24 protein-coding genes and 1 tRNA gene are annotated in these 25280 nt (G+C 65.1%); 15 read left to right on the top strand and 10 right to left on the bottom strand.

The genetic code is table 11. The features are described 5' to 3' along the window. Positions 1-26 precede the first annotated feature (26 nt). Positions 27-695: a TetR family transcriptional regulator gene (locus ACWPWO_RS05045; protein ID WP_454004883.1), complete on the top strand. Its 669-nt coding sequence runs from the start codon at positions 27-29 to the stop codon at positions 693-695. A gap of 24 nt (positions 696-719) precedes the next feature. Here ACWPWO_RS05045 and ACWPWO_RS05040 read toward each other — a convergent pair whose 3' ends face one another. Beyond that, positions 720-1802 carry a porin gene (locus ACWPWO_RS05040; protein ID WP_454004881.1) on the bottom strand — a complete coding sequence of 361 codons (1083 nt, stop codon included), beginning with the start codon at positions 1800-1802 and terminating at the stop codon, positions 720-722. Positions 1803-2232: 430 nt separating this feature from the next. Here ACWPWO_RS05040 and ACWPWO_RS05035 point away from each other — a divergent pair, with 430 nt between their 5' ends. Then, positions 2233-3549 (top strand): MFS transporter, encoded by a 1317-nt coding sequence (locus ACWPWO_RS05035; protein ID WP_454004879.1) that lies wholly within the window; start codon positions 2233-2235, stop codon positions 3547-3549. A 163-nt stretch (positions 3550-3712) separates the two neighbouring features. Further along, positions 3713-4900: a JmjC domain-containing protein gene (locus tag ACWPWO_RS05030; protein WP_454004877.1), complete on the top strand. Its 1188-nt coding sequence runs from the start codon at positions 3713-3715 to the stop codon at positions 4898-4900. Positions 4901-5138: 238 nt separating this feature from the next. Here the strand turns inward: ACWPWO_RS05030 and ACWPWO_RS05025 are convergent, their stop codons facing one another. Then, positions 5139-5483 carry an antibiotic biosynthesis monooxygenase family protein gene (locus ACWPWO_RS05025; protein ID WP_394064713.1) on the bottom strand — a complete coding sequence of 115 codons (345 nt, stop codon included), beginning with the start codon at positions 5481-5483 and terminating at the stop codon, positions 5139-5141. A 255-nt stretch (positions 5484-5738) separates the two neighbouring features. Here ACWPWO_RS05025 and ACWPWO_RS05020 point away from each other — a divergent pair, with 255 nt between their 5' ends. The 3 genes from ACWPWO_RS05020 (at position 5739) to trpA (ending at position 9123) form a co-directional block, all read left to right on the top strand. Then, a complete protein-coding gene (locus tag ACWPWO_RS05020) occupies positions 5739-6992 on the top strand; it encodes a benzoate/H(+) symporter BenE family transporter (RefSeq protein WP_454004875.1) in 1254 nt (417 codons plus the stop codon). A 71-nt stretch (positions 6993-7063) separates the two neighbouring features. Beyond that, positions 7064-8299, top strand: coding sequence for a tryptophan synthase subunit beta (trpB, locus tag ACWPWO_RS05015; protein ID WP_454004873.1), 1236 nt, complete (start codon positions 7064-7066; stop codon positions 8297-8299). Next, the gene (gene trpA / locus ACWPWO_RS05010) at positions 8296-9123 is read left to right on the top strand and encodes a tryptophan synthase subunit alpha (RefSeq protein ID WP_454004872.1); all 828 of its coding nucleotides are present in this window, start codon (positions 8296-8298) and stop codon (positions 9121-9123) included. The genes trpB and trpA overlap by 4 nt, the downstream gene beginning before the upstream one ends. A gap of 62 nt (positions 9124-9185) precedes the next feature. Here the strand turns inward: trpA and ACWPWO_RS05005 are convergent, their stop codons facing one another. Beyond that, positions 9186-9839, bottom strand: coding sequence for a GntR family transcriptional regulator (locus ACWPWO_RS05005; protein WP_394064705.1), 654 nt, complete (start codon positions 9837-9839; stop codon positions 9186-9188). Between the two features lie 240 nt (positions 9840-10079). Here ACWPWO_RS05005 and ACWPWO_RS05000 point away from each other — a divergent pair, with 240 nt between their 5' ends. The 8 genes from ACWPWO_RS05000 to bioD all read left to right on the top strand — a co-directional run bounded on the left by ACWPWO_RS05000 (position 10080) and on the right by bioD (position 18410). After that, positions 10080-10565 (top strand): cupin domain-containing protein, encoded by a 486-nt coding sequence (locus ACWPWO_RS05000; RefSeq protein ID WP_454004869.1) that lies wholly within the window; start codon positions 10080-10082, stop codon positions 10563-10565. A gap of 87 nt (positions 10566-10652) precedes the next feature. Next, entirely contained in the window at positions 10653-11177 is a 525-nt protein-coding gene (locus tag ACWPWO_RS04995; protein WP_454004867.1) for a TRAP transporter small permease subunit, read from the top strand. Beyond that, positions 11174-12529 carry a TRAP transporter large permease gene (locus ACWPWO_RS04990; protein ID WP_454004865.1) on the top strand — a complete coding sequence of 452 codons (1356 nt, stop codon included), beginning with the start codon at positions 11174-11176 and terminating at the stop codon, positions 12527-12529. The genes ACWPWO_RS04995 and ACWPWO_RS04990 overlap by 4 nt, the downstream gene beginning before the upstream one ends. A 41-nt stretch (positions 12530-12570) precedes the next feature. Further along, positions 12571-13692, top strand: a complete 1122-nt coding sequence (locus tag ACWPWO_RS04985) for a TRAP transporter substrate-binding protein (protein ID WP_454004864.1) — start codon at positions 12571-12573, stop codon at positions 13690-13692. A 390-nt stretch (positions 13693-14082) separates the two neighbouring features. After that, positions 14083-15210 carry a cytochrome P450 gene (locus ACWPWO_RS04980; RefSeq protein WP_454004862.1) on the top strand — a complete coding sequence of 376 codons (1128 nt, stop codon included), beginning with the start codon at positions 14083-14085 and terminating at the stop codon, positions 15208-15210. Further along, positions 15207-16469: an aminotransferase class I/II-fold pyridoxal phosphate-dependent enzyme gene (locus ACWPWO_RS04975; RefSeq protein ID WP_454004860.1), complete on the top strand. Its 1263-nt coding sequence runs from the start codon at positions 15207-15209 to the stop codon at positions 16467-16469. The genes ACWPWO_RS04980 and ACWPWO_RS04975 overlap by 4 nt, the downstream gene beginning before the upstream one ends. Beyond that, entirely contained in the window at positions 16387-17727 is a 1341-nt protein-coding gene (locus ACWPWO_RS04970) for an adenosylmethionine--8-amino-7-oxononanoate transaminase (RefSeq protein ID WP_454004858.1), read from the top strand. The genes ACWPWO_RS04975 and ACWPWO_RS04970 overlap by 83 nt, the downstream gene beginning before the upstream one ends. Then, entirely contained in the window at positions 17724-18410 is a 687-nt protein-coding gene (gene bioD, locus ACWPWO_RS04965; protein WP_454004856.1) for a dethiobiotin synthase, read from the top strand. Before ACWPWO_RS04970 ends, bioD begins: the two co-directional genes overlap by 4 nt. Before the next feature lie 21 nt (positions 18411-18431). Here bioD and ACWPWO_RS04960 read toward each other — a convergent pair whose 3' ends face one another. The 7 genes from ACWPWO_RS04960 to ACWPWO_RS04930 form a co-directional block, all read right to left on the bottom strand. Beyond that, the gene (locus ACWPWO_RS04960) at positions 18432-18818 is read right to left on the bottom strand and encodes a FecR/PupR family sigma factor regulator (protein ID WP_454004854.1); all 387 of its coding nucleotides are present in this window, start codon (positions 18816-18818) and stop codon (positions 18432-18434) included. Next, positions 18811-19128 carry a sigma factor-like helix-turn-helix DNA-binding protein gene (locus ACWPWO_RS04955; protein ID WP_454004852.1) on the bottom strand — a complete coding sequence of 106 codons (318 nt, stop codon included), beginning with the start codon at positions 19126-19128 and terminating at the stop codon, positions 18811-18813. Before ACWPWO_RS04955 ends, ACWPWO_RS04960 begins: the two co-directional genes overlap by 8 nt. Positions 19129-19792: 664 nt before the next feature. Further along, the gene (locus tag ACWPWO_RS04950; protein ID WP_454006275.1) at positions 19793-20668 is read right to left on the bottom strand and encodes an IS110 family transposase; all 876 of its coding nucleotides are present in this window, start codon (positions 20666-20668) and stop codon (positions 19793-19795) included. Between the two features lie 529 nt (positions 20669-21197). Continuing rightward, on the bottom strand, positions 21198-22331 hold the full coding sequence (gene bamC, locus ACWPWO_RS04945; protein WP_394064681.1) for an outer membrane protein assembly factor BamC: 1134 nt from the start codon (positions 22329-22331) through the stop codon (positions 21198-21200). Further along, positions 22328-23233, bottom strand: a complete 906-nt coding sequence (gene dapA / locus ACWPWO_RS04940) for a 4-hydroxy-tetrahydrodipicolinate synthase (protein WP_454004850.1) — start codon at positions 23231-23233, stop codon at positions 22328-22330. The genes bamC and dapA overlap by 4 nt, the downstream gene beginning before the upstream one ends. A gap of 79 nt (positions 23234-23312) precedes the next feature. After that, the gene (locus tag ACWPWO_RS04935) at positions 23313-23963 is read right to left on the bottom strand and encodes a site-2 protease family protein (RefSeq protein WP_394064678.1); all 651 of its coding nucleotides are present in this window, start codon (positions 23961-23963) and stop codon (positions 23313-23315) included. A gap of 164 nt (positions 23964-24127) precedes the next feature. Next, the gene (locus ACWPWO_RS04930; protein ID WP_454004847.1) at positions 24128-24754 is read right to left on the bottom strand and encodes an L-threonylcarbamoyladenylate synthase; all 627 of its coding nucleotides are present in this window, start codon (positions 24752-24754) and stop codon (positions 24128-24130) included. A 188-nt stretch (positions 24755-24942) separates the two neighbouring features. Between ACWPWO_RS04930 and ACWPWO_RS04925 the strand changes: the two genes are divergently transcribed. Further along, positions 24943-25018: transfer RNA gene (locus ACWPWO_RS04925), tRNA-His, on the top strand. Positions 25019-25280 lie beyond the last annotated feature (262 nt).

Genomic DNA, 25280 nt, shown 5'->3' with positions numbered 1-25280 from the left:
TTTCCCCACCTTTCTGCGATCGCGCCATGGAAGAGACACTCGCCAGCACGAAAACCAGCACGCCCGGCCGGCAAGGCCGGCGCGCCCGTCCCAGCAACACCACCAGCGACACCATCCTGGACGCCGCCGAATTCGTCTTCGCGCGGCACGGCTACGCCGGCGCCACCGTCAAGCGCATCGCCAAGCAGGCCAAGTGCTACGAAAGCCTGATCTACTACCACTTCGGCAGCAAGGACAAGCTGTTCGCCGCCGTGCTCAAGAACGCCTACCAGAAGCTGATAAAAGCAGAGCAAGCGCTGGAACTGGACATGGACTCGCCCGAGCAGGCGCTCAGCGACATCGTGCTGTTCATGTGGAACTACTATCAGAAGAACCCGGAACTCATCATCCTGCTGAACACGGAGAACCTGCTCAAGGGCAAGCACCTGGCCAAACTGGGCTCCATGGACGAGTTCCTGTCGCCCGCGCTGTCCGTCATCCGGCAGGTCGTGCTCAAGGGCGGGGAAAGCGGCGTCTTCCGCCAGGACGTGGACATCCTGGACCTGTACACCACCATCATGGGCCTGGGCTATTTCTACTTGTCCAACCGCTATACGCTGTCGGTCTTCTTCGGCCGCGACTTGATGACGGACGCCGAGCGCCGGCGCTGGGGCCAGGTCATCGTGCAGACCGTCCTGGCCACCCTGCGCCCCTGACGCGCGCCAGGGGCGCGCACTGCGCTAGAAGGTGTGGCGCATGCCCGCGCCGACGCTGTGGCCGCGCCCGACCACATCCACCCGATCGGAAAAATAGCTGGCGTACAACTGCGTGCGCTTGGACAGGCCCATCTCATACCCCAGGGCCCAGGTGTTGCGCTTTTCCTCGCTGCGCCCGGTGCTGCGCGAATAGGCGTAGGACAGCAGAACCCGATCCTGGCCACGCACCGGGATCGCGGCGCCGGCCTGGCCGCCGCGCACGCGCAGGTCCTGCAAGGGACCGCCGCGGTTGTCGATCTGCTGGAACTGGCCGTACAGCTTCACGGGACCGAAATCATAGGCCAGACCCGCCAGCACGGCGCGCTGCTTGTCCTGGCGCCCGGCCAGATCACCCGAATAGCGTGAAAAGCTCAATTGCTGCAGAGCCACGGTGGCGGTCAGCGGCCCCTGGTCGTACGACAGGCTGCCGCCCCACTTGTAGGCGCCGGACTCCTCGCTCCAGTCGCCGCCGGCGCCCGGGTTGCCGCGCCCATACAGCACATTGAGCTTGAAGCCCCGTACTTTGGGCGACGCGTAGGCCACGGAATTGCTCCAGATCGAATCACCCAGCAGCGGCGCGGCAACGGCGCCGTTGCCGCCATAGCTGTGGTAGATGGACGGGCCGAAACCGAAGGAGCCGCCGAACGGGTTGGTGCCGACGACGGACACGAAATACGGCGTGGTGTTGCGGCCCACGGTCAGCCGGCCCCAGTCGCTCTCCAGCCCCACATAGGCGCTGCGCGAAAAGAAGTCGTCGCTGTCGTAGCGACCCGCCTGGCCGGTGTTGACCCGCATGAAGGACTCCAGCGCGAACACGGCGCGCCAGCCCTGGCCCAGGTCCTCGCTGCCGCCCAGCCCCCAGTAGGAGGTCTGCCAGCCCCCGCTGCCCACCGTGCCGCTGCTGCCGGCCGCGCCGATGGGCTTGCTGCTGCCCGCCCAGGCGTCCACCGTCCCGTACAACCGGACCGAGGAGCCGCCCTGCGCCAGGGCCGGCGCCGACGCCGACGCCAGCGCGCCGCACCCCATCAGAACCCGTCCCCAACATCCTGTTTTTTCCAATGTCTTCATTCTTTTCCTTTGTGTAGTGCGCTCCCTGTTGTCGAGGCGAAAGCCAGCGGCCGCGCCTCTCCCGATCGCGCGAGAGCTGCGCGACGGAATGGCGAAATATAGCGTATACAAAGTTTATTTACAAAGACACCGGCTCGGGTAAAAACCCTAATTTTAGTGTTTACTCAATTAAATTAATCTTCATGGACTTCGCAAACAGCGCCCTTGCATGGCTTATGAAAATTTCATGCAGGTAAAAAAACACGCTGTAAAAGACGAAAAAAAGAAAGGTGCACGCTACTAAAACAGGATCAAGCACTTGAGGAGACACACGTGCCTACACAAGCCAGATGCACCCGTTTGCAGAACTCCGGGGGGAGTTCAGGCAAACGCCGTTTTCGCGCCTTGCCCGCCGCCGCGCCGATGCGGCGCCCGTCGTAAGGAGCGCGCCATGTCCCAATCCCTGGAAAACGCCCTGAATCCGGCCCTGGCCGTGCCGCAAGACGACAACGCCGCCCTGTACGCCAAAGTCACCTGGCGCCTGATTCCCCTGCTCTGCATCTGCTATGTCGCGGCCTACCTCGACAAGATCAACATCGGCTTTGCCAAGATGCAGATGCAGGCCGACCTGGGCTTCAGCGAAACGGTCTACGGCCTGGGCGCGGGCCTGTTCTTCATCGGCTACATGCTGTTCGAAGTGCCCAGCAACCTGATCCTGCAGCGCGTGGGCGCGCGCGCCTGGATCGCCCGCATCATGATCACCTGGGGAGCCATCTCCGCCTGCATGATGTTCGTCACCACGCCCACGCAGTTCTACATCCTGCGCTTTCTGCTGGGCATCGCCGAAGCCGGCTTCTACCCCGGCGTCATGCTCTACATCACCTTCTGGTATCCCACCTTCCGGCGCGGCAAGATCATGGCGTTCTTCCTGCTGGGCATCCCCTTGTCCAGCATGATAGGCGGCCCCCTGTCGGGCTGGATCCTGACGGCTTTTTCCGGCGTGCACGGCATGCCGGGCTGGCAATGGCTGTTCCTGCTGGAAGCCATCCCGTCCGTCGTGCTGGGCGTGGCCGTGCTGGCCTGCCTGCCCAACGGGATCCAGAGCGCGAAATGGCTGAGCATTGACGAAAAACGCATTCTGGCCGACGAGCTGGAGCGCGACGAACTGGCCCAGACGCACACCTCGGTGCGCGAGGCCTTTGCCAGCCTGCGCGTCTGGCTGCTGGGCGTCATCGACACCTTGCTGATGCTGGCCGTGTACGGGCTGAACTTCTGGCTGCCCACCCTGATCAAGGAGTCGGGCGTGCACAGCGACCTGCACATCGGCCTGATGACCGGTCTGTCCAGCGCCCTGGCCGTCGCGGCCCTGGTCCTGAACGGCATGAGCTCGGACCGGCGCAGGGAACGCCGCTGGCACATCGCCGTGCCCGCCTTCGTCGCCGCGGCCGGCATAGGCCTGAGCCCTCTCTACAGCCATGACCCCGTCGTCACCGTGCTGCTGTTCTCCATCGCCAACCTGGCGCTGATGGCCACTTTCCCGGTGTTCTGGTGCATACCGCCGACTTTCCTGAAGGGCCGCGCCGCCGCCGCCGGCATTGCGCTGATCGCCTCCATGTCCACCTTGGGCGGCATCGCGGCCACGTATCTGATGGGCGTGCTCAAGGATCTGACCCAATCCTCGCAGGCCGGACTGATCATGTTCGCCGTCTGCCTGCTGCTGGCCGGACTGCTGACCCTGACCCTGCCTCGCCACGTGGTTAACCGCTGAACTGCCCCAAGCAGTCATGGCGGACGGCGCGGTCCAGCCATGCCCGGCGGGCGTGCACCCCCGTCGGGCCGGCCCGCGCCGTTTTTTATACCCCTGATCCGCGGGCTCCCGGCCCGCGGATCAGTTAAGCTTACGGCTGACTCATTTATTGTTCGGGCAGCCCATGAACATCGACCAGCCACTGGCCCTCCTGGGCGGCATCAGCGCGCATGAATTCATGCAGATCTACTGGCAACGCAAACCATTGCTGATCCGCCGCGCCATCCCCAACTTCAAGCCTTCGCTGAGCATCGCCAACATCCGCGAACTGGTGACGCGCGAAGAAGTCGAATCGCGTCTGATCAGGCACGACGAGGATGGCTGGCACATGGAGACCGGCCCTTTCGACGAATTGCCTCCCGCCTCCCAGCCCAACTGGACGGCCCTGGCCCAAAGCGTGGACCTGCACGACGACGCCACCGCCGCCCTGATGCGCCAGTTCCGCTTCATCGCCGACGCCCGCCTGGACGATGCCATGATCAGCATCGCCTCGGACGGCGGCGGCGTGGGACCGCATTTCGACAGCTACGACGTCTTCCTGCTGCAGGCCCACGGCCGGCGCCACTGGCGCATCAGCCAGCAAAAGGACCTGAGCCTGGTGCCCGACCTGCCACTGAAGATATTGCGCAACTTTCAGGCCGAGGAAGAATTCATCCTGGAGCCGGGCGACATGCTGTACCTGCCCCCGCACGTGGCGCACGACGGCATCGCGCTGGGCGACTGCATGACCATCTCCATCGGTTTCCGCTCGCCCACGCTGGCCACGCTGGCGCGCGGCCTGATGGACGCCGCCTCCGATCAGCTGGCCGCCGCCAGCGGCGACGGCTACGGCCTGTATTCCGATCCCCCGCTGCCCATGCCCGACCTGCAGGCCCGCTATACCGACCCGGGCGCCGGCGCGACGCGCACCCCGGCCGCCCTGCCCGAGAACCTGGTGCAGAAGACGCTGGACGCCTTGAACGCGGTGCGCTTTGACGAGGCGCTGGCCTCGCGCTTTTTGGGCGTCTGGCTGACGGAGCTGCCGGCCAATTCCTGGTTCGACATCGCCGAGGACCCCGTGGACCTGCACGACCCGGACCTGCCCGCCGGCCGACTGACGCTGGACCGCTGCACCCGCATGATGTATCGCGGCGAGGAACTGTACATCAATGGCGAAGTGGCCCCCTGCCCTGCCAGCCGTTCATTGCGCCTGCTTGCCGATGAGCGGGAGATCAAGGTGGGCAGCGCCGCTTTCCAGGAACTGGACGAGGACGCGCTGGACATGCTGAACGCCTGGCTGGATGACGGCTGGCTGCAGTTCCATCCTCTCTGAGGCGTTTTCTTTCTTGTTTACTTGAAGCCGATTCCGATCGGCTTTATTTTTTTATCTATCCGAAACAGTAATTCGTATTTTTTCGATAATGGCACTTGCCGCCAATAACCACATCATCACACATTAAACAAGAAAAGCTGAAAGGAATGAATACCGGCTGGCTCGACAGGCCAGCCGGTATTCATTTCCCGCCGTCAGGCGTCGGCGCGATTCGAGACATATCGGCCGGCTTTCACGCTCAGGCCTGGCCCAGCAGGCTGTCCGACGGCGCCTGTTCGCGCTGGTGCAGGCCATAGTCGCGGATGACGGACATCACGCGCACCCGATAGTCCTTGAAGATGCGGTCGCGTCCCGCCTTCTGCGCCGCCAGGTGGGCGTCGACATTGCGCCACTGAACCACCGCCTCTTCGTCGCGCCAGGTGGTCACGGACATGACCTTTTCGGGATTGGCCGCGCTCTGGAAGCACTCCACCGAAATGAACCCCTCGATGGGCTTGAGCAAGGGCGTGAGCTTGTTGACCAGATCCACATAATTCTGGTTCTGGCCCGGCATGGCCTGCAATTCGAACAGAACGACGATCATCTCCATCTCCTCAAGGGCTTGAATATAAAATATGCCTTCTGGACAATCCTCGGGTCCATCGGCATGAAGTTTATAAAGCAATAAAACTTGCACTATTCAATCCATTTCTTACATGCCCGCTAGACCACTTTTCCCGTTTTCAAAAGTGGTCTGCCTCAAACTCCGCAAGCGTACCGTCCAGGTAGGCCAATCAGGCGCTATAAAAGCCTTTTGGCTTCTATCCAACGCGCACCCCCTGGGGAGTCCAGCATCACCATGTCCACGTCCAAACCATCTTCAGCCATCCTGCTCAGCGACCTGACCCACCCTGTCGTGGCCGGCCTGATCTCCGTCATCGTCAACTACGGCGGCACCTTCATCCTGGTGTTCCAGGCGGCCCAGGTCGCCGGACTCAGCCCCGAACTGACGGCGTCCTGGGTCTGGTCGGTGTCCATCGGCGTGGACGCGACCGGCCTGATCCTCAGCTGGATCTCGCGCGAACCCATCATCACCGCCTGGTCCACGCCCGCGGCCGCCTTCCTGGTCACGGCGCTGGCCAGCACGCCCTATGCGGAAGCGGTCGGCGCCTACATCATCTCCGCGGCGGCCTTCGTGGCGCTGGGCCTGTCAGGCTGCTTCGAACGGGTCATCCGCCTCATCCCGGCCGGCATCGCCTCCGGCCTGCTGGCCGGCATCCTGCTGCAGTTCGGCATCGGCGCCTTCGGCGGCATGAGCGTGGATCCCATGCTGGCCGGCCTGCTCATCGTGGCCTACATCATCCTCAAGCGCTTCACGGCGCGCTACGCCGTGGTCGGCATCCTGGTCCTGGGCCTGGGCTTTCTGGTGCTGCAGAACCGGGTGGACTTCAGCGGCCTGCAGCTCCAGCTGGCCACGCCCATCTTCACCATGCCCGTGTTCTCGCTGAACGCCCTGCTCAGCGTGGCCCTGCCCCTGTTCCTCATCACCCTGACCGGCCAGTACATGCCCGGCATGCTGGTGCTGCGCAACGACGGCTTTCGCACCAGCGCCAACCCCATCGTCACGGTCACCAGCCTGGGTTCGCTGCTCATGGCCCCGTTCGGCTCGCACGCCATGAACGTGGCCGCCATCACCGCCGCCATCTGCACCGGCCCCGAAGCCCACGAAGATCCGTCCAAGCGGTGGATCGCCGGAATCGCGGCGGGCGTCTTCTACATCCTGATCGGCGTGTTCGGCGTCACCCTGGCAGCGGTCTTCATGGCCTTTCCCAAGACCTTCATCACCACGCTGGCGGGCCTGGCCCTGCTGGGCACCATAGGCGGCAGCCTGGCCGGCGCCATGGGCGACTCCAAAACCCGGGAAGCGGCCCTGATCACCTTCCTGGCCTCGGCCGCCAACATCACCCTGTTCGGCATAGGCGGCGCATTCTGGGGCCTGTTGATCGGCCTGCTGGCCTACCTTGCGCTCAACGGCAGGATGCCGCGGCGCAAGTCCGCGCCCGCCGCCGGCCTGGTCGCCGAGCCCCTGGCCGAAAAACCAGCCGCCAACTAGCACGACCCGTTGCGTCCGGCGCGGCCGGACGCAGCAGCATCCATGCCGGCCCCCCGGCCAGGAATACGATCATGAACACCCGTTCCAGCTACACCCAACCCGACGCCCAAGGCTTCTTCGGCCGGTTCGGCGGCTGCTTCATCAGCGAAACCCTGGTGCAGGCGGTCGAACAACTGAACCACGCCTATTTCCGCTACCGCGACGATCCCGACTTCCTGCGCGAGTTCCGCCAGGACCTGGCCGACTACGTCGGACGCCCCTCGCCCGTCTACTACGCGCGCCGCCTCAGCGACGAAATAGGCGGCGCCCGCCTGCTGCTCAAGCGCGAAGACCTCAACCACACCGGCGCGCACAAGATCAACAACGTCATCGGCCAGGCCCTGCTGGCGCAGCGCATGGGCAAGCGCCGCATCATCGCCGAGACGGGCGCCGGCCAGCACGGCGTGGCCGTGGCCACCATCTGCGCGCGCGCCGGCCTGGAATGCGTCATCTACATGGGGTCCGAAGACATGCAGCGGCAAAGCCCCAATGTGCAGCGCATGCACCTGCTGGGTGCCACGGTCGCACCCGTGACCAGCGGCAGCCGCACGCTCAAGGACGCCATGAACGAAGCCATCCGCGACTGGGTCGGCAATGTGGACACCACCTTCTACCTGATCGGCTCGGTGGCGGGCATGCACCCCTACCCGACCATGGTGCGCGACTTCCAGACCGTCATCGGACGCGAATGCCTGGAACAACTGCCCGAACTCTTCCGGCGCCTGGGCATGGACAAGCGGCACCCGGACGCCGTAGTCGCCTGCGTGGGCGGCGGCAGCAACGCCATAGGCATCTTCCATCCCTACATAGACCATGCCGACGTACGCCTGATCGGCGTGGAAGCCGCCGGCCTGGGCCTGGACAGCGGCAAGCATTCGGCCTCGGTGCAGCGCGGCCGCCCCGGCGTCCTGCACGGCAACCGCTCGCTCATCCTCCAGGACAGGCACGGCCAGGTGCTGGACACCCACAGCATCAGCGCCGGGCTGGACTACCCCGGCGTAGGCCCCGAACACGCCTGGCTGCACGAACTGGGCCGCGCCGAATACGTGGGCGCCACGGACCGCCAGGCGCTGGACGCGTTCCACCGGCTCAGCCGCGTGGAAGGCATCATCCCGGCCCTGGAAGCCAGCCATGCCCTGGCCCATGCCTTCGAGCTGGCGGCAGGCATGTCCCGGGACCAGGCCATTCTCGTCAATCTGTCCGGGCGCGGCGACAAGGACATGGACACCGTCATGGGGCAGTCAGCCCCTTCAGGAGAGTCCTCATGAGCCGGCTCCACGATACCTTCCAGGCCTTGCGGCGCGACGGCCGCAAGGCGCTGATTCCCTACATCACGCCCGCCTATCCCTGCCCCGGCGTCACGCCGGCCCTGATGCACGCCATGGTGCAGGCCGGCGCCAACGTCATCGAACTGGGCATGCCTTTCTCGGATCCTTCCGCGGACGGCCCCGCCATCCAGGAGGCCAACGAACAATCATTGGCCAATGGCATGAATCTGCCGCAGGTGCTGGCCATCGTGGAAGAATTCCGCCGCCGGGACCAGCGCACGCCCGTGGTGCTGATGGGCTACGCCAATCCGATCGAACAATACGACCAGCACGCCAGGGCGGGCGCCTTTGCCGCCGACGCCGGCCGGGCCGGCGTGGACGGGGTGCTGGTCGTGGATTATCCGCTTGAAGTGTCCGCCGAACTTTCCCGGGAGCTGCAGCGCCACGGCATGGACATGATCCTGCTGCTGACGCCCGCCGCCTCCGACGAACGCATACGGCTCATTGCCGAGCGCGCCAGCGGCTATGCCTATTGTGTTTCGGTCAAAGGCGTCACGGGCGTCCGCAGCCTGGACCTGGACCAGGTGCGGCACACCCTGCGGCGCGCCCGCCGCCACATCAGCCTGCCTCTCGGGGTCGGCTTCGGCATCCGCGACGCCGCCACGGCGCAAGCCGTCGCCCAGATGTCCGACGCCGTCATCGTGGGGTCGTGGCTGCTGGAGACCTTGCGGGGCAAGACTGCCGAACAGGCCCTGCAGGCGGCCGGCGCCCTGATCCAGAACCTGCGCCGCCATCTGGACGCCACCAAGGCATCCGCCTCCTGATGCCGGCCCGCGTCCGCCCCTGCGGCGGGCGCACGCCCCTTGCGGCATATGGAACGCGCCGTTCAGTCCGCTTCCATCCAGTCGATCACCAGGCGCATGGTCTGCAGCACATGCTCCGCCATGGCTTCCCTGGCCGCCGGCCCGTTGCGGGCGGCCAGGGCCTGGATGATGTCCTCGTGCTGCTGGATGTTGTCCTCCATCAGGCGCGGCGGCATCTTGGAGGCAAAGCTCAGCACGCTGGCCACGCCCCCGCCCTGCAGTTCCTGGACCAGGTCGTGCAGCCGGCCGTTATGGCTGGCCTGCGCGATCAGCATGTGGAAATCCTGGTTGTGGCTGCGCCATTGCGAGCCGCTTTCCCCCTGTATGCGTCCGCGCAGCGTCTGGGCGTACAGGTCCTGGTGCCGGCGCAGGCTCTCCAGGTCCGAATCCTGCAGCCAGTCCACCGCCAACTGGGCCGCCAGGCCCTCCAGTTCGGCCCGTATCTGGAAGGTTTCACGGATGCTGCGCACGGAAGGAACGGCCACCATGGCGCGCCCGCTGCTGCTCAAGGCGATGACGTGCCTGGCCTCCAGCAGGCGCAAGGCCTCGCGCACCGGCGTGCGGCTGATGTTGAATTCTTCCGCCAGCTCGTACTGGCTCAAAGGGTCGCCGGGCAGATAACGGCCGGACTGGATGCGCCGCTGGATTTCCTCGGCTACTTCTATCGACGATCTCATGGTGGATGCGGCCGGGCTGCGGCCTTTGGGCTGAACAAACAATACAAGTCCGCCGCTGGAGCGGACGCGGCCGGCCCGCGCGCCGCAGCGCGCCGGCTGCCATGTCCTAAGACGAGGCGGCCAGGGCCGAAATCATCATAGGGTAATTCCGACTGTCGTGCCTGTTTTTTCTATTTAGAATCCCTTTTACCGTTAATGGGATCCCGTTTTTAAACTATAGCATCCTGAATGGAGTTTGCAATGAGCGACATCGACACCATCACCGCCGCCAGAATCATCAACCCCGGCGGCCGCGGCGGCCCCCTGACCGAAAAGCACCAGCCCATGCAGGTCAAGCACCGCGACCAACTGGACTGGGAAAACCTGCGCTACGAAGGCCAGCGCACCAAGATGATGTTCCACCCCACCGCGCAGGACGCCACCATTCCCAACGCCGGGATCGTCCACTACGCCAAAGGTTCGGGCCATCCGCTGCACAACCATTACTTCGCCCAGATCTGGTACGTGCTCAGCGGCAAGTTCCAGATCGACGGCAAGGTCTACGGCGAAGGCACCATGGTCTTTCACCCCGACCCGCACTACGAGCACGAACTGACCACGCTCGAAGAAGGAGAAATCCTGTACGTGCAGTACATGGGCCCCAGCACGCGCCAGCCGCCCATCTATGACGGCCGCTTCAACCTGAAGACGCGCCGCGCGCTGGAAGACGAATCCACCGCCGTCTAAGCACGGCCCGGCCGCCGCCCGGCGAGGCGGCGGCCGCAACGCGTCTTCAAAGAAAGACGCATGACCATAATTTCCGGGGGCAAAAAAATGATTACATTCCGTGCCTGGCTCGATGCGCTCAACGAGCGCATCGGCCGGCTCGTCAGCCTGTCCATGCTGCTCATCCTGGCCATCGCCTTCACTGTCGTGGTGCTGCGCTACCTGTTCGGCATAGGCCTGATCTGGCTGCAGGACAGCTATGTCTGGCTGACCAGCCTTTTCTTCATCGGCCTGTCCGGCAGCGCCCTGCTGCACGACAGGCACGTGCGCGTCGAGCTTTTCTATTCCCGCATGCGCCGGCGGCGCCAGGCCCTGGTCAATGCGCTGGGCGTCGTGCTGCTGCTCTGGCCCACGCTGCTGGTCATCACGCTGACCAGCAGCAAGCCGATCTCCCGATCCTGGCAGTTTCTGGAGGCTTCGCCCAACACGGGCGGCCTGCCCTTCGCCTATGTCCACAAAAGCCTGATCTACGTTTTCTGCGCCCTGCTTTTCATCCAGGGCCTGTCTTTGCTGCTGAGCTCGCTGGCCGCGCTGCCGGACAGGCGTGAACCCGCCGCAGGAGCGCAGCCATGAGCCTGAACGAACTGTTGTGCATCCTGATGTTCGCCAGCGTCATGGGCGTGATGATGTTCGGCTTTCCCGTGGCCTTCGCGCTCTCGGGCGTGGCGATCGCCTTCGGCCTGCTGGGCAGCGCCCTGGACGTCTTCCAGTGGCGCACCATGGGCGGGGTCATGGGCCGCATCTACGGCATCATGAGCAACGAGATGCTCGTGGCCATCCCGCTGTTCATCTTCATGGGCATCATGCTGGAAAAATCCAAGACCGCCGAGAGGCTGCTGGAAACCACGTCGCGCCTGTTCGGCTCCCTGAGCGGCGGCCTGGCCTTCACCGTCGTGGCCGTGGGCACCCTGTTGTCGGCCGCGACCGGCATGGTAGCCGCCACGGTGGCCACCCTGGCCATGATCAGCGTGCCGGCCATGCGCCGCGCCGGCTACCAGCCCTCCTTCATGGCGGGCTCCATCTGCGCCTCGGGCACGCTGTCGCAACTGATCCCGCCTTCCACCGTGCTGATCCTGATCGGGGACATGCTGCGCGGCGTCACCCCGCCGGACCGGGTCGGCGGCCCGGTCACGGTCAGCGACCTGTTCGCGGGCGCCGTCGTGCCCAGCGCGCTGCTGGTGGGCCTGTTCCTGCTCTATGTGCTGTACAAGGCGATCGTCCAGCCCAAGACCTGCCCGCCCCTGCCCGGCGCCGGACGCGAACCCGTCAGCATCCGCCAGATACTGACGCAGGCGCTCGCTCCCCTTGCCCTGATCGTGGCCGTACTCGGCTCCATCCTGGCCGGCATCGCCACGCCCACGGAGTCGGCGGCCGTGGGCGCGGCCGGCGCGACCCTGATGGCCTGGGGCTGCCGGGCGCTGAACTGGGCCATGGTCCGCCAGGCCTGCCTGGCCACCGGCCATCTGGTCGCCATGGTCTACACCATCATGATAGGAGCCGCCATCTTCTCGCTGGTCTTCAAGGGGCTGGGCGGCGAACAACTGGCGCACCACCTGCTGTCCCAGGCTCCCGGGGACACGCTGGGCGCGCTGATCCTGGTGCTGGCCATCGTCTTCGTGCTGGGCTTTTTCCTGGACTCCTTCGAGATCATCTTCATCGTGATCCCCATCTTCGGCCCGCCCCTGATCGCGCTGGGCGTGGATCCGCTGATGTTCGGCGTGCTGCTGGCCGTCACGCTGCAGACCAGCTACCTGTCCCCGCCCTTCGGCTTTGCCGTGTTCTACCTGCAGGGCGTCTACAAGGACATCGCGGCCGCCACGGCCTATCGGGGCGTCATGCCCTACATCTCGCTGCAGGTGGCCGCCATCGCCGCCCTGCTGATCTTTCCGCCGCTGGTGCTGTGGCTGCCCTCGGTCCTTTACTGAATCCAAGAAGACGTTCCTACCCATAACGACAGGAGACAAACATGACCCACACCGTTCCCGCTCGCCGCCTGCTGCTCAAGACCGGCGTCACCGCCGGCCTGGCCGGCATTCTGGCCGGCCGCCAGGCGCCCGCCTTCGCCAAAGGCCAGGTGCGCTGGCGCATGGGCATGGCCTGGACCAAGACCGCTCCCGGCTACACCACGCCCGTGATCGCGCTGGCCAACTTCGTGAACACGGCCAGCCAGGGCGAATTCCAGATCGACTACTTCGGCGCCGGCGAAGTCGTGCCCGCGATGCAGACTTTCGATGCCGCGCTGGACGGCACCCTGGACTGCGGCCACGGCTACCCCAGCTACTGGGCCGGAAAGTCCATCGCCATGAACTTGGCCATGAGCATGCCCTTCGGCACCACGGCGCAGGAAAAGAATGCCTGGCTGCAGTTCGGCGGCGGCCAGGAACTGCTGGACAAACTCTACGGCCGTTTCGGCGCCAAGTTCCTGCCGCTGGGCAACTGCGGCACCCAGCCCATGGGCTGGTTCCGCAATGAAATCCGCTCGCTGGACGACCTCAAGGGGCTGAAATTCCGCGTCACCGGACTGGCCGGCCAGATCCTGGCCGAATGCGGCGTGGCCGTGGTCGGCATGCCCACCGGCGAATTGCTGCAGGCCATGCAGTCGGGCGCGGTGGACGCCTGCGAGCTGACCGGTCCCTATGTGGACAGCTCCCTGGGCATCCAGCGCGTGGCCAAGAACTACTATTTCCCGGGCTGGCACGAGCCTGAAGGCCTGTTCGACCTGATCATCAACCTGGATGCGTGGGAACAGCTCCGCCCCGAACACCAGGAGATGCTCAAGGTGGGCGCCTATTACGCCAACAGCGTGATGCTCAACGAGATGACCGCCAGGAACGGCGCGGCCTTCGAAGAGCTGCGTGACAAGCACGGCGTGCAGGCCCGCCTGCTGCCCGCCGACGTGCTGCAGCGCCTGCATGACATCTCCCGGGACGTACTGAGCAAGACCTACGGCGCCGATCCCCAGGCTCGCGAGATCCGCGACAGCCTGCAAGCCTTCCTGGGCAAGGTCGCCCCCTACTCGGAATATTCCGAGCTGCTGTACATGCAGAACCGCGCCCGGCTGGCTGGGCGGGATGCGCTGCTGGCATGACCTTCCTCCCGCCCAGCGCCCTCTCCCGGTCCGGCACAGCATGAACGGCGCCGGACCGGGAGCCGGGCAAAACATGGAACGCAGGCAACCGGGCCTTGTCCCCTCTCGAAATGTGAGGGGGCAAGGCGCGGCAGGTGGCCCGATACCCTGCATGGATTTGTAAAACCTGGATACCAAAACCACACCTATTCCCGGCTTTTTCTTTCTACTTCGCCCTATGTCGCTTTAAATAAGCTCAAACAATTAATGGATACAGCTTGCCGGCTGTTGTTTCGGCGGCAGCATGCTAGCCTGCGCTGGCTTTGGTTTCCCTGGAGGCTTGCCGTGTTCGGCGCGGAGTTTATTGCTGATCCTTATGCGTTCTACGCCCGTCTGCGCCAAGGACCGCCCTTGACCTGGAGTCGTGATTTCTGCGGCGGGGCCTGGCTGGTCCATCGGCACGCCGACGTGCAGCAGGCGCTGCGTGACCCGGACCTGAGCGCGCGCCGCATCGGCGGCTGGGTGGCCTGGTCCGCTCTGCCCCCCTCTCCACGCCTGCAGACTTTCAAAAGCCTGATGGCCCGGACGCTGGTCTTTCTGGACCGTCCGCGCCACACCCGGGTCCGGCGCGTGTTGAACACCGCCTTCACCCCCGACGCCTTGCGCACCCTGGAGCCCGTCATCCATGCCCGCTGCCGGGAAGTGACGCAGCAACTGCAGAACAATCTGAACGCCGGACGCGCCGACCTGATACGCGACGTCTGCCAACCCTTGCCAGCCCTGGTGATGATGGATATGTTGGGCCTGCGCGAACTGCCGGTCGCGCTGTTCCAGGGCTGGGCGATGCGGCTGGCGCGCTTCATCGGTCAGCCCACTCCCGATGCCGTGCTGCTGCGCGACACGCAGGAGGCGCTGCTGGACATGGCGGACTGCCTGCAATCGCCCTGCCATATCGCCCAAGACGGCCTGGCCTGGCGCCTGCTCCATGACGACAGCCTCTCCCTGCTAGGCCGGCAGGAGCGCCTTGCCCAATGCTGCATGCTGCTGTTCGCCGGCTACGAGACATCCCGGCACCTGCTCGGCAATATGCTGCTCACCTTGATTGAACGGGACGCGCTGCGCGAGGACCTGATCCGCCGCCCGGAGCGCATACCCGCAGCCGTCAGGGAATTCCTGCGCCATGACAGCCCGGTCCAGTACACGGCCCGACGAGTCGGACAGGATTGCCGCTGGCACGGACAGGCCCTGCGCAAAGGGCAACTGCTGGTCCTGCTGCTGGGTGCCGCCAACCGCGACCCATCGGTTTTTCCCGATCCGCAACGGCTGGATTTCGACCGTCCGAACCAGGCCGAATTGTCACTGGGACACGGCATACACCGCTGCCTGGGCGCCGGCCTGGTGCAAATGGAAGCCAGGCTGGCGCTGCACGTCCTGCTGCCGCTGCTGCCCACGCTGATTGCAGCCCAGGGCCGCCGGCTCGCCCTGCCCGCCTACCGGGGCTGGCAATCCCTGCCCGTACGACAGGCCATGGCGGCATGAGCGCTCTGCAAGCACGCCTGCGGCTCGGCCTGGCCGCCCTGCAGGACAGCGACCTGCTGCGCCGCCGCGCGCTCTGCCGCCCTTTGCCCCACGGGCGGCTGGAGCGCAACGGCCGGACGCTGCTGAGCTTCGCCGGCAATGACTACCTGGGCTTGAGCCTGCACCCCGACCTGGCGCCCGGCCTGGCGAACGCCGCCGCCGGCGCGACCGCTTCGCCCCTGGTCTGCGGCCATCACCCCGAAGCCCAGGCGCTGGAACAGGAATTGGCCGCCTGGAGCGGTTTTCAGGCCGCGCGCCTGTTCGTCAGCGGCTATCAGGCCAGCCTGGGCGTGATCCCGGCCCTGGCCGGGCCGGGCGACACGATTTACTGCGACCGCCTGAACCACGCCAGCCTGATCGACGGCAGCCGCCTGTCCGGCGCCCGCCTGCGCGTGTATCCGCATCTGGACATGGAGCGGCTGGACGCATTGCTCTCACGCCCCCATTCCGGGCTGAAGCTGGTGATCTCGGACAGCGTCTTCAGCATGGACGGCACGCTGGCTCCGGTGGACCGGCTGCTGGCGCTGTGCGAGCGCCATGACGCCGTGCTGTACCTGGACGACGCCCACGGCCTGGGCGTGCTGGGCGACACCGGCCGGGGCGCCCCGGAACATTTCGCGCTGACGGAGACGCAGCGGCGCAGACTGGTCTACCTGGGCACGTTCGGCAAGGCCGCGGGCCTGGGCGGCGCCTTCGTCGCCGGCGATGCAATCCTGGCGGAATGGCTGACCCAGCGCGCCCGCAGCTACGTCTACAGCACAGGGCTGGCGCCCGCGCATTGCGCCGCGCTGCGCGCCTGCCTGCCCCTGATCACGCGCGCCGCGCCGCAGCGCGCCAGACTGCAAAACCATGTCCGGCGGCTGCGCGAACAGTCGCAGGACCTGCCCTGGCCGCTGCCCCCGTCCGACACGCCCGTGCAAAGACTGATGCTGGGCGACGCCCGCACGGCCCTGATCCTGTCCGAATACCTGGCCGGCCAGGGCGTCTGGGTCCCGGCCATCCGCCCGCCCACAGTGCCGCGCGGTCAGGCGCGCCTGCGCATATCCCTGTCGGCCGCCCACGGCGACAACGACATCCTGCGCCTGGCAAACTGTCTGCGCCAGGCGGCCCATCACTTCTCCTGCCTATCGGAACGCCATGAGCAAGATCGAACTCCCTTCCCTGTCGCGCCGCAGCCTGGACGCCGTCTGGCACCCCTGCACGCAGATGCAGCACCATGACCAAGGCGTGCCGCTGCCGGCCATCGCCCGCGCCCAGGGCGCCTGGCTGCACGACCAGGACGGCAAGTCCTACCTGGACGCCATCAGCTCCTGGTGGGTGAACCTCTTCGGCCACAGCCACCCGCATATCGTGCAGGCGGTGACGGACCAGTTGCACACGCTGGACCACGTCATGCTCTGCGGCCTGACGCACGAACCCGTGGTGCAGTTGTCCGAACAACTGGCCGCACTGACCGGCAACCAGCTGGGACACGCCTTCTACGGCAGCGACGGCGCCTCCGCCGTGGAAGTCGCCCTGAAGCTCAGCGTCCAGTACTGGCGCAATCAAGGCCGGAGCCACAAACACCGCTTCGTCGGCATACGGCAGGGCTATCACGGCGAAACCCTGGGCGCGCTGGCCGTGACGGATGTGCCGCTCTTTCGGGAACACTACGGCGACCATCTGGCGGCGACTTATACCGCGGCCAGTCCGGACCTGCGCCAGGCGCCGCACCCCGACGGGCATGAAGCCGTCACCCAGGCCGCGCTGGACTCCCTGGCGGACGTGCTGGCCAGCCACTCCGACATCGCCGCCGTCATCCTGGAGCCCCTGGTGCAGTGCGCCGGCGGCATGGCCATGCATGCGCCCGCCTATCTGCGCGGCGTGCGCGCGCTGTGCGACCGCCACCAGGTTCACCTGATCCTGGACGAGATCGCCGTGGGCTGCGGGCGCCCAGGCACCTTCTTCGCCTGCGAGCAGGCCGGCATCTGGCCGGACCTGCTGTGCCTGTCCAAGGGCATCACGGGCGGCACGCTGCCCTTGTCCGCGGTGCTGTCCAGCCATGTGCTCTACCAGGGCTTCTATCATGCCGATCTGCGCCGTGGCTTTCTGCACTCGCACTCCTATTCCGGCAACCCATTGGCCTGCCGGGCCGCCCTGGCCACGCTGGAGCTGTTCCGCCGTCTGCCCGTCTTTGACTTGCAGGCCGCCCTGGGCGCCAGCCTGGACCAGGGCCTGCAGGATCTGGCCGCCCGCCGCCCCGGCATGCGCCATCTGCGGCGCTGCGGAATGATCTGGGCTTTCGAGCTGGACGCCGGCCCGGCGCGCTGCGACCACCTGGGCTTTGCCCGTCGTTTCTACCGGTCTGCCATGCAGCAGGGCCTGCTGCTGCGCCCCATCGCCAACACCGTCTATGTGATGCCGGGCTACCTGTGGCAGCAAGCCGAGACCGATCACCTGCTGTCGGGACTGCACGCGCTGCTGAAGGAGTACGCATGAACGCCTGCTTCGTGACGGGCACGGATACCGAGATCGGCAAGACCCTGGTCAGCGCCGCCCTGCTGCGCCTGCTGGCCGGCCAGGGCGCGCGCAGCCTGGGCATGAAGCCCATCGCCTCCGGCGCCGAACGGATAGCGGGACGCCTGCACAATGAAGACGTGCAGGCCCTGGCCCGGCATTCCACCGTGCGGGGCGATCCCGTCCTGCTCACGCCCTACCTGTTCCAGCAGGCGGCGGCGCCGCACATTCTGGCGGCCCGGGACGGCGTGACCCTGGACCCGCGGCGTATCCAGACGAACTTCCAGGCGCTGCGCGAGCAGGCCGACTACATCGTGGTGGAAGGCGTGGGAGGCTTCATGGTGCCGCTGGGCGCGGGCAGGACCGGCGCCGACCTGGCGCAAGCCCTGAACCTGCCGGTGATCCTGGTGGTGGGCTTGCGCCTGGGCGCGCTCAACCATGCCCTGCTCAGCACACTGGCCATACGCGCCGCCGGCTTGCGCCTGCTGGGCTGGGTAGGCAACCAGATCGATGCAGACCTGCTGCACGCGCAAGCCAACCTGCAAAGCCTGCGCGACTACCTGCCCGGCCCCTGCCTGGGCGTCATACCGCGCCTGAACGCGCCGGATCTGGACGAGCGCATCCGCCAGGCAGCCGGACATCTGAGCCATCCTTGGGCGGGCTGAACGCGGGACGCCGCATCCTCGCTAGCCCAGATAGCGTCCCAATCCTCCCAGAATGAACAATCCCGCCAGCAGGCACAAGGCCCCGCCCAGCGCCAGGCGTCGCGCGGGATGCCCCAGCCAGAAGTCCGCGCAGACATCCTGGACGCGCCGCAGCCATCCGCAAGGCGCCGCCTTTTCGCCGGCAGGCTGCGGACGCAGGGCAAGCCGTTGTTCGGCGCTGATGCCCTCCAGGGCTTCCCACTCCCGGCGCCAGCGCGCATAGGCGGCTTCATGCTCGGGATCGATATCCAGCCAGGCCCGGAAGGCTGATTCGCTGCGGGCGTCGGCGTCATCGTTCAGTTTCAGCAGCCATTCCAGCGCTTGTGCGTCGATGCGCCTGACGCGCTCGTCGTCATGCTGCTCAGCCACGGCGCATGGGACTCTGATGGCCCGCACCGGGCCGGGGCTGCGCCCATTGGATCTGGCGGCACGCCAGCATGGCCATGCGCACATGCTCCCGCACCATGCGCCGCGATGTATTCATGCGCAGGGCGATCTGCGCATGGGAGAGCCCTTCGAATCGATGCAGCACGAAGGCCTCGCGCCGGCGGCGCGGCAAAGAGCGGATCACGGCCAGCATGCGGACGGAGGCATCCTGCCCCGCGCCGGCCGCCGCAGCTTCGCCATGAGCCAGGCGCGTGCAGAAATTCAACAATCCACGGTAGTAGCGTTCCAGCATGAGAACACCTCGCACAACAATCAAACGATAATAGTTCTTATTATCTTTTGATCGTTACTGAAAGTCCAGTTGTCACGGGCGAAAAAAGGTTCTTCCAAGAATTCCGGGGACTGGGTTGCCAAGTCGATGCCGAACCGGTTTTTTGAAGACGCCGTTCAAGGCGCGGGAAGATCGGACGGGGCTGACGGCTTGCCGGCGCGGCGCGCCGGTGCCCTGGTCGGGGCGCCTGGCCGGGCGCGTCGTTAACTCCGGCGGGTTGCTCGCCTCCCAGGCGAGCAACAAGCGCCGCCGTCGAACAGAACGACGCTTGCACCCCGTCCCCGCACCCCGCCTGCGGCAAGCCATCCGACCCGCCCCGGCCGATCTTCCCGCGCCTTGAACGACTCAAAATGCCGATGGCATCGACCCGGCCCTAAATATCCATACCAAGCAGAAAACTCAGCGGATGGTTGATACGTTGTGCGGCTTTTGCGCGGACGTCTCGCCGTTTGGGCCAAAACAGCGGCGCCGTTCTCGCGAGGCAGGCCGGGGCGGGCCGGCGGGCGAGTCAGGGCCTTCGCCGCAGGCGGGATGCGGGGGCGGGAGGCAAGGGGCGTGCTGCTCGAGCAGGGCGCTGGTGATTCGTCCAGTGGACGAATCACCCTGCGAGGTTCTATGGTTTGGGTCAAGTCGTTTTAGGCAATAACTTGGATGGATCGAAGGCTTGTCCGCTTTTCCATACCGCATAGGCGATGCGCAACAGCTTGCGCGCTAGAATCACAATCGACTCTGTGCCCGCCAGGCCTCGAGCTCGATACGCCTCATACAGCGGTTTACATGCCGTACTACGGCACGCCGACATCGCTGCCAAGTACAGTTGTCGGCGCAGCAGGGCTGGCCCACGCTTGCTGATACGGCGACGTCCTCGTTTGGCCCCGGAGTCATTGGGTCGGGGATCCAATCCGCTATACGCCACCAAGGCATCCGCGTTGGCGAAGGGGATACGATTGAGCAGCTCCGTTAACACGGACGCTGTCTGCTGGCCAATGCCCGTGACGCTGCGCAAGCGTTGATACCCCTGTTCGAGCTGTGGATCGCCGGCAATCAAGCGCTGTATTGGCCGATCCATTGAAGCCAGAACAGCCTCAAACCCCTGCTGCAACGCGTGGATATCCACACCCGATACATCCACATCCGCAAACGCCTGACGTAAGGCGCCCTGGTGAGCGATGACTTGAGCGCGACGAGACAGCAGCTGGCGTAGCTGTTGCTGTTGGATGCTGAGCGGTTGCCAGGCCTGCAAGCTGGATTGATGCTCTTGCAGGTAGCGGGCAATCACCTCGGCATCAAGGCTGTCGGTCTTGCCCCGGCTGCCCAAGGCCCGCGCATAGTAAAAGACGTCGCGAGCGTTCAGAATAAACACCGTCAGGCCATGAAGATGAGCCAACTGAGCCAGCAAGGCGTGATAACGGCCCGTTGACTCCATCGCAATTTGAGCCTGTTCGGGCACCGTCTTTAACCAGCGCGTAATACCAGCCGCCGTGTTGTGGCAATGGTGCAGGGCCGTTCGCCCGCTACGCTGATGACCACGTCAGCCTTGGCGACATCGGCGCCGATATAAAGCCTAGTCGTTTGCATGGGAGCACCTCCTGAGCGCATTATGAACAATGTCGGGGTGTACGCCATCGGGCTCGTTAACTTGCGTTCAGATCGGCGGTCGCGGTTCAAGGAACAGCGCCGCTCAGTTCCTTATCGACGATGATGGGTGGGGCAGGAGAGCTCTCGCAGTGTCGGTCCGGCGATGGCCGATAGTTCACAGTGTCCCTCCACCCCGACACCTTAACCATACAAGTTCACGCCCCGCCCGCCCCCGTATCCTGACCAGGGAACCCGCGCGCAGCGCGGGCGAAGGACCCAGCCAAGCCGGCCCGCCCCGGCCTGCTTCGCGAGAACCCCAGGTTCTTTCTGCTTGGCCCAAACAGCTCGCCAAACACGGAGGAATCCCCGGAATTCTTCGAAGAACTCAAAAAAAACCCTGGCTACGGGAGCCAGGGTTCTGCCGTCCGGCCTTGGCGGCCGGCGTACATGCTTCAATTGCCGGGGCGCATATTGCTCGAGAGCACGTTGATGATGCGCTTGGCCGTGGGCGTGGTCTGCTCCTGGCCATTCTGGTCCAGCACGGTCACGCGCGTCGCGTTGCCCTGGCCCGTCAGCTTGATGCGCAGCGGCACGGCTTCGGCGGTATTGCGGCTGCCGAAGATGCGGCCGATGATGTTCTGCTGCTCGATCTTCTCGCCGGTATCGGAGTCCAGATAGCGGATGAAGAACTCGCCGGCGGAACGGTCCCGATCCTCGACGGAGAAGCCGGCCGAATCGATGGCCACCCCGACCCGGCGCCATGCCCGGTCGAAGGACTCGTTCAGCAACAGCTCAGCCTGGCCGGCGGCGTCCAGCGTCTGCACCTGGGCGGCCGACGGATCCTTGGAAGCGTTGGCGACCTGCTCGCGGGCGGAATCGATGTCCGACCCCAGGAACACCATCATGCGGGCCAGCATGGCGGCGTTCAGGCCCGGATCTTCCTTGGCGTAAACCCATTTGAAGGCGGAACCGTCGGCGGTGGGCGTCTCTTCCATGTGCTGGTGCGAGACGTAGACTTCGGTCTTGTTGCCCACGCGCTCGATGCGAGTGCGGAAGCGATCCCGTTCGCCGCTGTCGAACACCTGGTCGATGATGGAGCCCAGGGCGCTGCGGATCCAGCTTTCGGGGATCTTGGCGCGGTTCTCGGCCCAGTCGGTCTGGATCAGGCCGGCGCGCGGATCCTGGGATTGGATGGTGAAGCCCTGCTCGCCCCAGAAATCCACGATGCGAGGGAAGATCTGGTCCACGGGACGGTCGATGACCAGCCAGCGCAGATCGCCGTCGCGCATGACCTGGATGCCCGCGGCCTGCGGCAGGACCTGGTCGGCGCCGCCGGTGGCCTGCTGGGCGCTGCGGCCCTGCGCGTACTGGGAATAGGAGGTGACGCCTTCCGGGGCGCGGTAGTGGGCATCGCGATTGGCCTGGGTCAGATCCGGAGGAATGCTCAGGGGATCGCCCGCCACGGTGCTCTTGTAGTCAATGGACTCCTCCTTGCCCAGGATCTGGTCCACGGAGGAACACCCCGACAGGACCAACAGGCTCAAGGACAAGCCGATCAGGCTCTTACTAGCTGGCTTAACTATCATGAAATCAGATCCGCAACTTTCAAGGAGTGGCGCAATAAATCATGGTACTGCTGGCTCAACGGCGTCAATGGTAAACGATAACCGAGCTGAGTAAGGCCCATTTCTGCAACCGCCCATTTCACGGGAATGGGATTGGCCTCGACGAACAAGTTCTTGTTCAGCTCGGCCAGCTGGGCATTGAGACGGCGCACGGTGGGCACGTCCATGTCCAGCGCGGCGCGGCACAGCTGGCTCATCAGGCGCGGCGCCACGTTGGCGGTGACCGAAATATTGCCGCGCGCGCCCAGCAGGATGTAGGAGGCGGCGGTCGGGTCGTCCCCGCTGATGACCAGGAAGTCCTCGGGCGCGTCGCGCAGCAGCAGGCCGCCGCGCGCCAGGTCGCCGGTGGCGTCCTTGATGCCGATGATGTTGGGAATCTGGGCCAGGCGCAGCACGGTGGCGTTGCTCAGGTCGGCCACGGTGCGGCCGGGCACGTTATACAACAGCTGGGGCAGTTCCACCGCCTCGGCGATGCTGCGGAAATGCTGGTACAGGCCTTCCTGGGTGGGACGATTGTAGTAAGGCACGACGGACAGGCCGGCGTCCGCGCCCACTTCCAGCGCATGGCGGGACAGTTCGATGGCTTCGCGGGTGGAGTTGCCGCCCACGCCGGCCACGACCGGAATGCGGCCGGCGGCGTGCTCGACGGCCACCTTGATCAGTTCGGCATGCTCATCCACGGACACGGTGGGCGATTCGCCCGAGGTGCCCACGACCACCAGCACATTGGTTCCTTCCTGGATGTGCCAGTCGATCAGTTTTCGGTAGGCGGCAAAATCCAGACCCCCATCGGGATCCATGGGTGTGACAAGGGCAACCATACTGCCCTGAAGGTTGGAAATAGCAGAGTCCGAACTTGCCATGATGAGAAGAATCTCCGGATTTAAGGCGCAACAGCCGAAAAAAATATTGACCTACAAGTTTAACGGATAAGCGGTCAAATCATAAGAACCATTTCAACACGCCCTCGCCCAGCGCGATCAAGGGGCGCATCAGGGTCCAGAGCACGCCGGTGAACATCAGCACGATCAGGATGATCATCCCGTAGGGCTCGATGCGCGAATATGGATAGGCGAGTCGATCGGGCAGCAGGCTGAAGACCACCCGCCCGCCGTCCAGGGGCGGCAGAGGCAGGAGATTCAGGGCCATCAGCACCAGATTGACCTGTACGCCGGCGATGGCCATGCCCATCCAGAACGCGCTGTCGCCCTGCCCGATCGCCACCATCAGGTGAGCATAGAACACCCACAGGATGGCCATGAGCAGATTGGAGCCCGGCCCGGCCAGGGCCACCCAAAGCATGTCGCGCTTGGGGTTGCGCAGGCGTCCCCAGTCGACCGGCACCGGCTTGGCCCAGCCGAACAGGATGCCGCCCATGCCCATCAGCGAGCTGCTCAGCAACAGCACCAGGGGCACCACGATGGTGCCCACCGGGTCGATGTGGCGCAAGGGATTGAGGCTGATGCGGCCGGCCAGCATGGCGGTGGGATCGCCGAACATGCGCGCCACGTAACCGTGCGCGGCTTCATGCAGGGTGATGCCGAAAATGACCGGCAAGGCGTAGACAGTAATTGTCTGTATGAGTGAATCCATGGCAATCCTGATTCCGGGCAAGCGGCCGGCCCGCCTGGCTAGCTGAGCGGCGGGCTTGCCGCCGGCGGGTCCGGCCGTCTGGATTGGACAGCAAGCGCTGCCCCAGGTTCAGGATTGAAACACGAATGCGCGTCCGGGCGCGAATTTTTTCCTGCCGCCCGCGGTCAGGACAGGCCCAGCAAGGCCGGATCGCCCGAGCCGCGGCGCAGCACCTCGGGAGTCGCGCCGGTCAGGTCGATGACGGTGGTGGCCTGCAGGGGGCAAGGGCCGCCGTCGACCACGGCCGCCAATTGATGGGCATAACGCTCCAGGATCTCCTGGGCGTCGTTCAGGGGTTCGTCCTCGCCCTCTGGGATCAGGGTGGTGGAAATCAGCGGGCTGCCTGCCTGCTCGATCAGCGCCAGGGCCACATTCTGACCGGGCACGCGTATGCCTATGGTCTTGCGCGACGGGTGCGACACGCGGCGCGGCACTTCCTTGGTGGCTTCCAGGATGAAGGTCCAGGGGCCGGGCGTGGCCATTTTCAAGAGTCGGTATTGAGGATTGTCGACCTTGGCGAACAGGCTGATCTCGGCCAGGTCGCGGCACAGCAGAGTCAGGTGGTGGCGCTCATCCAGGCCGCGCAGGCGCCGCAGGCTTTCCGCGGCGGACTTGTCATCCAGGCGCGCCACCACGGCATAGCTGGAGTCGGTGGGAACGGCGACCAGCCCTCCTTTGGCCAGCAGCTCGGCGGCTTGGGCCATGGCGCGTGGCTGGGGATTCTCGGGATGAACGACGAATAACTGAGACATATCGCGCTTCCTTTATTATTGGGAGGATGATTAAACCTGATGCTTGCGCAGCGCGGCAAGATCGCTTGCGTATCCAGAAGGAGAAATGCGAACGCAAGTATTGCACTTTCCAAAAAAGCCATGCTAGAATAGCTTTTTTGCATCAAGGCCCGCAGGCCAAGAGTAAAAAAGCGATCAGCAATACAGTGGTGACCGTAGCTCAGTTGGTAGAGTCCCGGATTGTGATTCCGGTTGTCGTGGGTTCGAGTCCCATCGGTCACCCCACTAAACACGCTGTTTCCTGTACTTTTCTTTCTCCTGCTTTGGTGACAAGAATCGGAAATGGTGCATGCACCTGAAAAGCCCGCCCACTGAGCGGGCTTTTTTGCGTCCATTCATCGTAGCAGAGCCGGGCCGCTCGTGCATCTGCACGCCGGACAAACTGTTCCCGCATCGGACCAACGGCCGCCGCACCTCTTTCACCGAACCTCGGAAACTGGCACAAAGCGATACTTTCTTATACCCTAGTCTGTCCCCATTTCCTGGA

This window comes from Alcaligenes sp. Marseille-Q7550 (assembly GCF_965112015.1).
The sequence above is the reverse complement of the archived record's forward strand: the minus strand, read 5'-3'. Positions and strand labels throughout refer to the sequence as shown.

Bases quoted from the DNA above. Each gene is read 5' to 3' on its own strand.
- ACWPWO_RS05045 (WP_454004883.1), top strand. From the start codon at position 27: ATGGAAGAGACACTCGCCAGCACGAAAACCAGCACGCCCGGCCGGCAA.
- ACWPWO_RS05040 (WP_454004881.1), bottom strand. From the start codon at position 1,802: ATGAAGACATTGGAAAAAACAGGATGTTGGGGACGGGTTCTGATGGGG.
- ACWPWO_RS05035 (WP_454004879.1), top strand. From the start codon at position 2,233: ATGTCCCAATCCCTGGAAAACGCCCTGAATCCGGCCCTGGCCGTGCCG.
- ACWPWO_RS05030 (WP_454004877.1), top strand. From the start codon at position 3,713: ATGAACATCGACCAGCCACTGGCCCTCCTGGGCGGCATCAGCGCGCAT.
- ACWPWO_RS05025 (WP_394064713.1), bottom strand. From the start codon at position 5,483: ATGATCGTCGTTCTGTTCGAATTGCAGGCCATGCCGGGCCAGAACCAG.
- ACWPWO_RS05020 (WP_454004875.1), top strand. From the start codon at position 5,739: ATGTCCACGTCCAAACCATCTTCAGCCATCCTGCTCAGCGACCTGACC.
- trpB (WP_454004873.1), top strand. From the start codon at position 7,064: ATGAACACCCGTTCCAGCTACACCCAACCCGACGCCCAAGGCTTCTTC.
- trpA (WP_454004872.1), top strand. From the start codon at position 8,296: ATGAGCCGGCTCCACGATACCTTCCAGGCCTTGCGGCGCGACGGCCGC.
- ACWPWO_RS05005 (WP_394064705.1), bottom strand. From the start codon at position 9,839: ATGAGATCGTCGATAGAAGTAGCCGAGGAAATCCAGCGGCGCATCCAG.
- ACWPWO_RS05000 (WP_454004869.1), top strand. From the start codon at position 10,080: ATGAGCGACATCGACACCATCACCGCCGCCAGAATCATCAACCCCGGC.
- ACWPWO_RS04995 (WP_454004867.1), top strand. From the start codon at position 10,653: ATGATTACATTCCGTGCCTGGCTCGATGCGCTCAACGAGCGCATCGGC.
- ACWPWO_RS04990 (WP_454004865.1), top strand. From the start codon at position 11,174: ATGAGCCTGAACGAACTGTTGTGCATCCTGATGTTCGCCAGCGTCATG.
- ACWPWO_RS04985 (WP_454004864.1), top strand. From the start codon at position 12,571: ATGACCCACACCGTTCCCGCTCGCCGCCTGCTGCTCAAGACCGGCGTC.
- ACWPWO_RS04975 (WP_454004860.1), top strand. From the start codon at position 15,207: ATGAGCGCTCTGCAAGCACGCCTGCGGCTCGGCCTGGCCGCCCTGCAG.
- ACWPWO_RS04970 (WP_454004858.1), top strand. From the start codon at position 16,387: ATGAGCAAGATCGAACTCCCTTCCCTGTCGCGCCGCAGCCTGGACGCC.
- bioD (WP_454004856.1), top strand. From the start codon at position 17,724: ATGAACGCCTGCTTCGTGACGGGCACGGATACCGAGATCGGCAAGACC.
- ACWPWO_RS04955 (WP_454004852.1), bottom strand. From the start codon at position 19,128: ATGCTGGAACGCTACTACCGTGGATTGTTGAATTTCTGCACGCGCCTG.
- bamC (WP_394064681.1), bottom strand. From the start codon at position 22,331: ATGATAGTTAAGCCAGCTAGTAAGAGCCTGATCGGCTTGTCCTTGAGC.
- dapA (WP_454004850.1), bottom strand. From the start codon at position 23,233: ATGGCAAGTTCGGACTCTGCTATTTCCAACCTTCAGGGCAGTATGGTT.
- ACWPWO_RS04935 (WP_394064678.1), bottom strand. From the start codon at position 23,963: ATGGATTCACTCATACAGACAATTACTGTCTACGCCTTGCCGGTCATT.
- ACWPWO_RS04930 (WP_454004847.1), bottom strand. From the start codon at position 24,754: ATGTCTCAGTTATTCGTCGTTCATCCCGAGAATCCCCAGCCACGCGCC.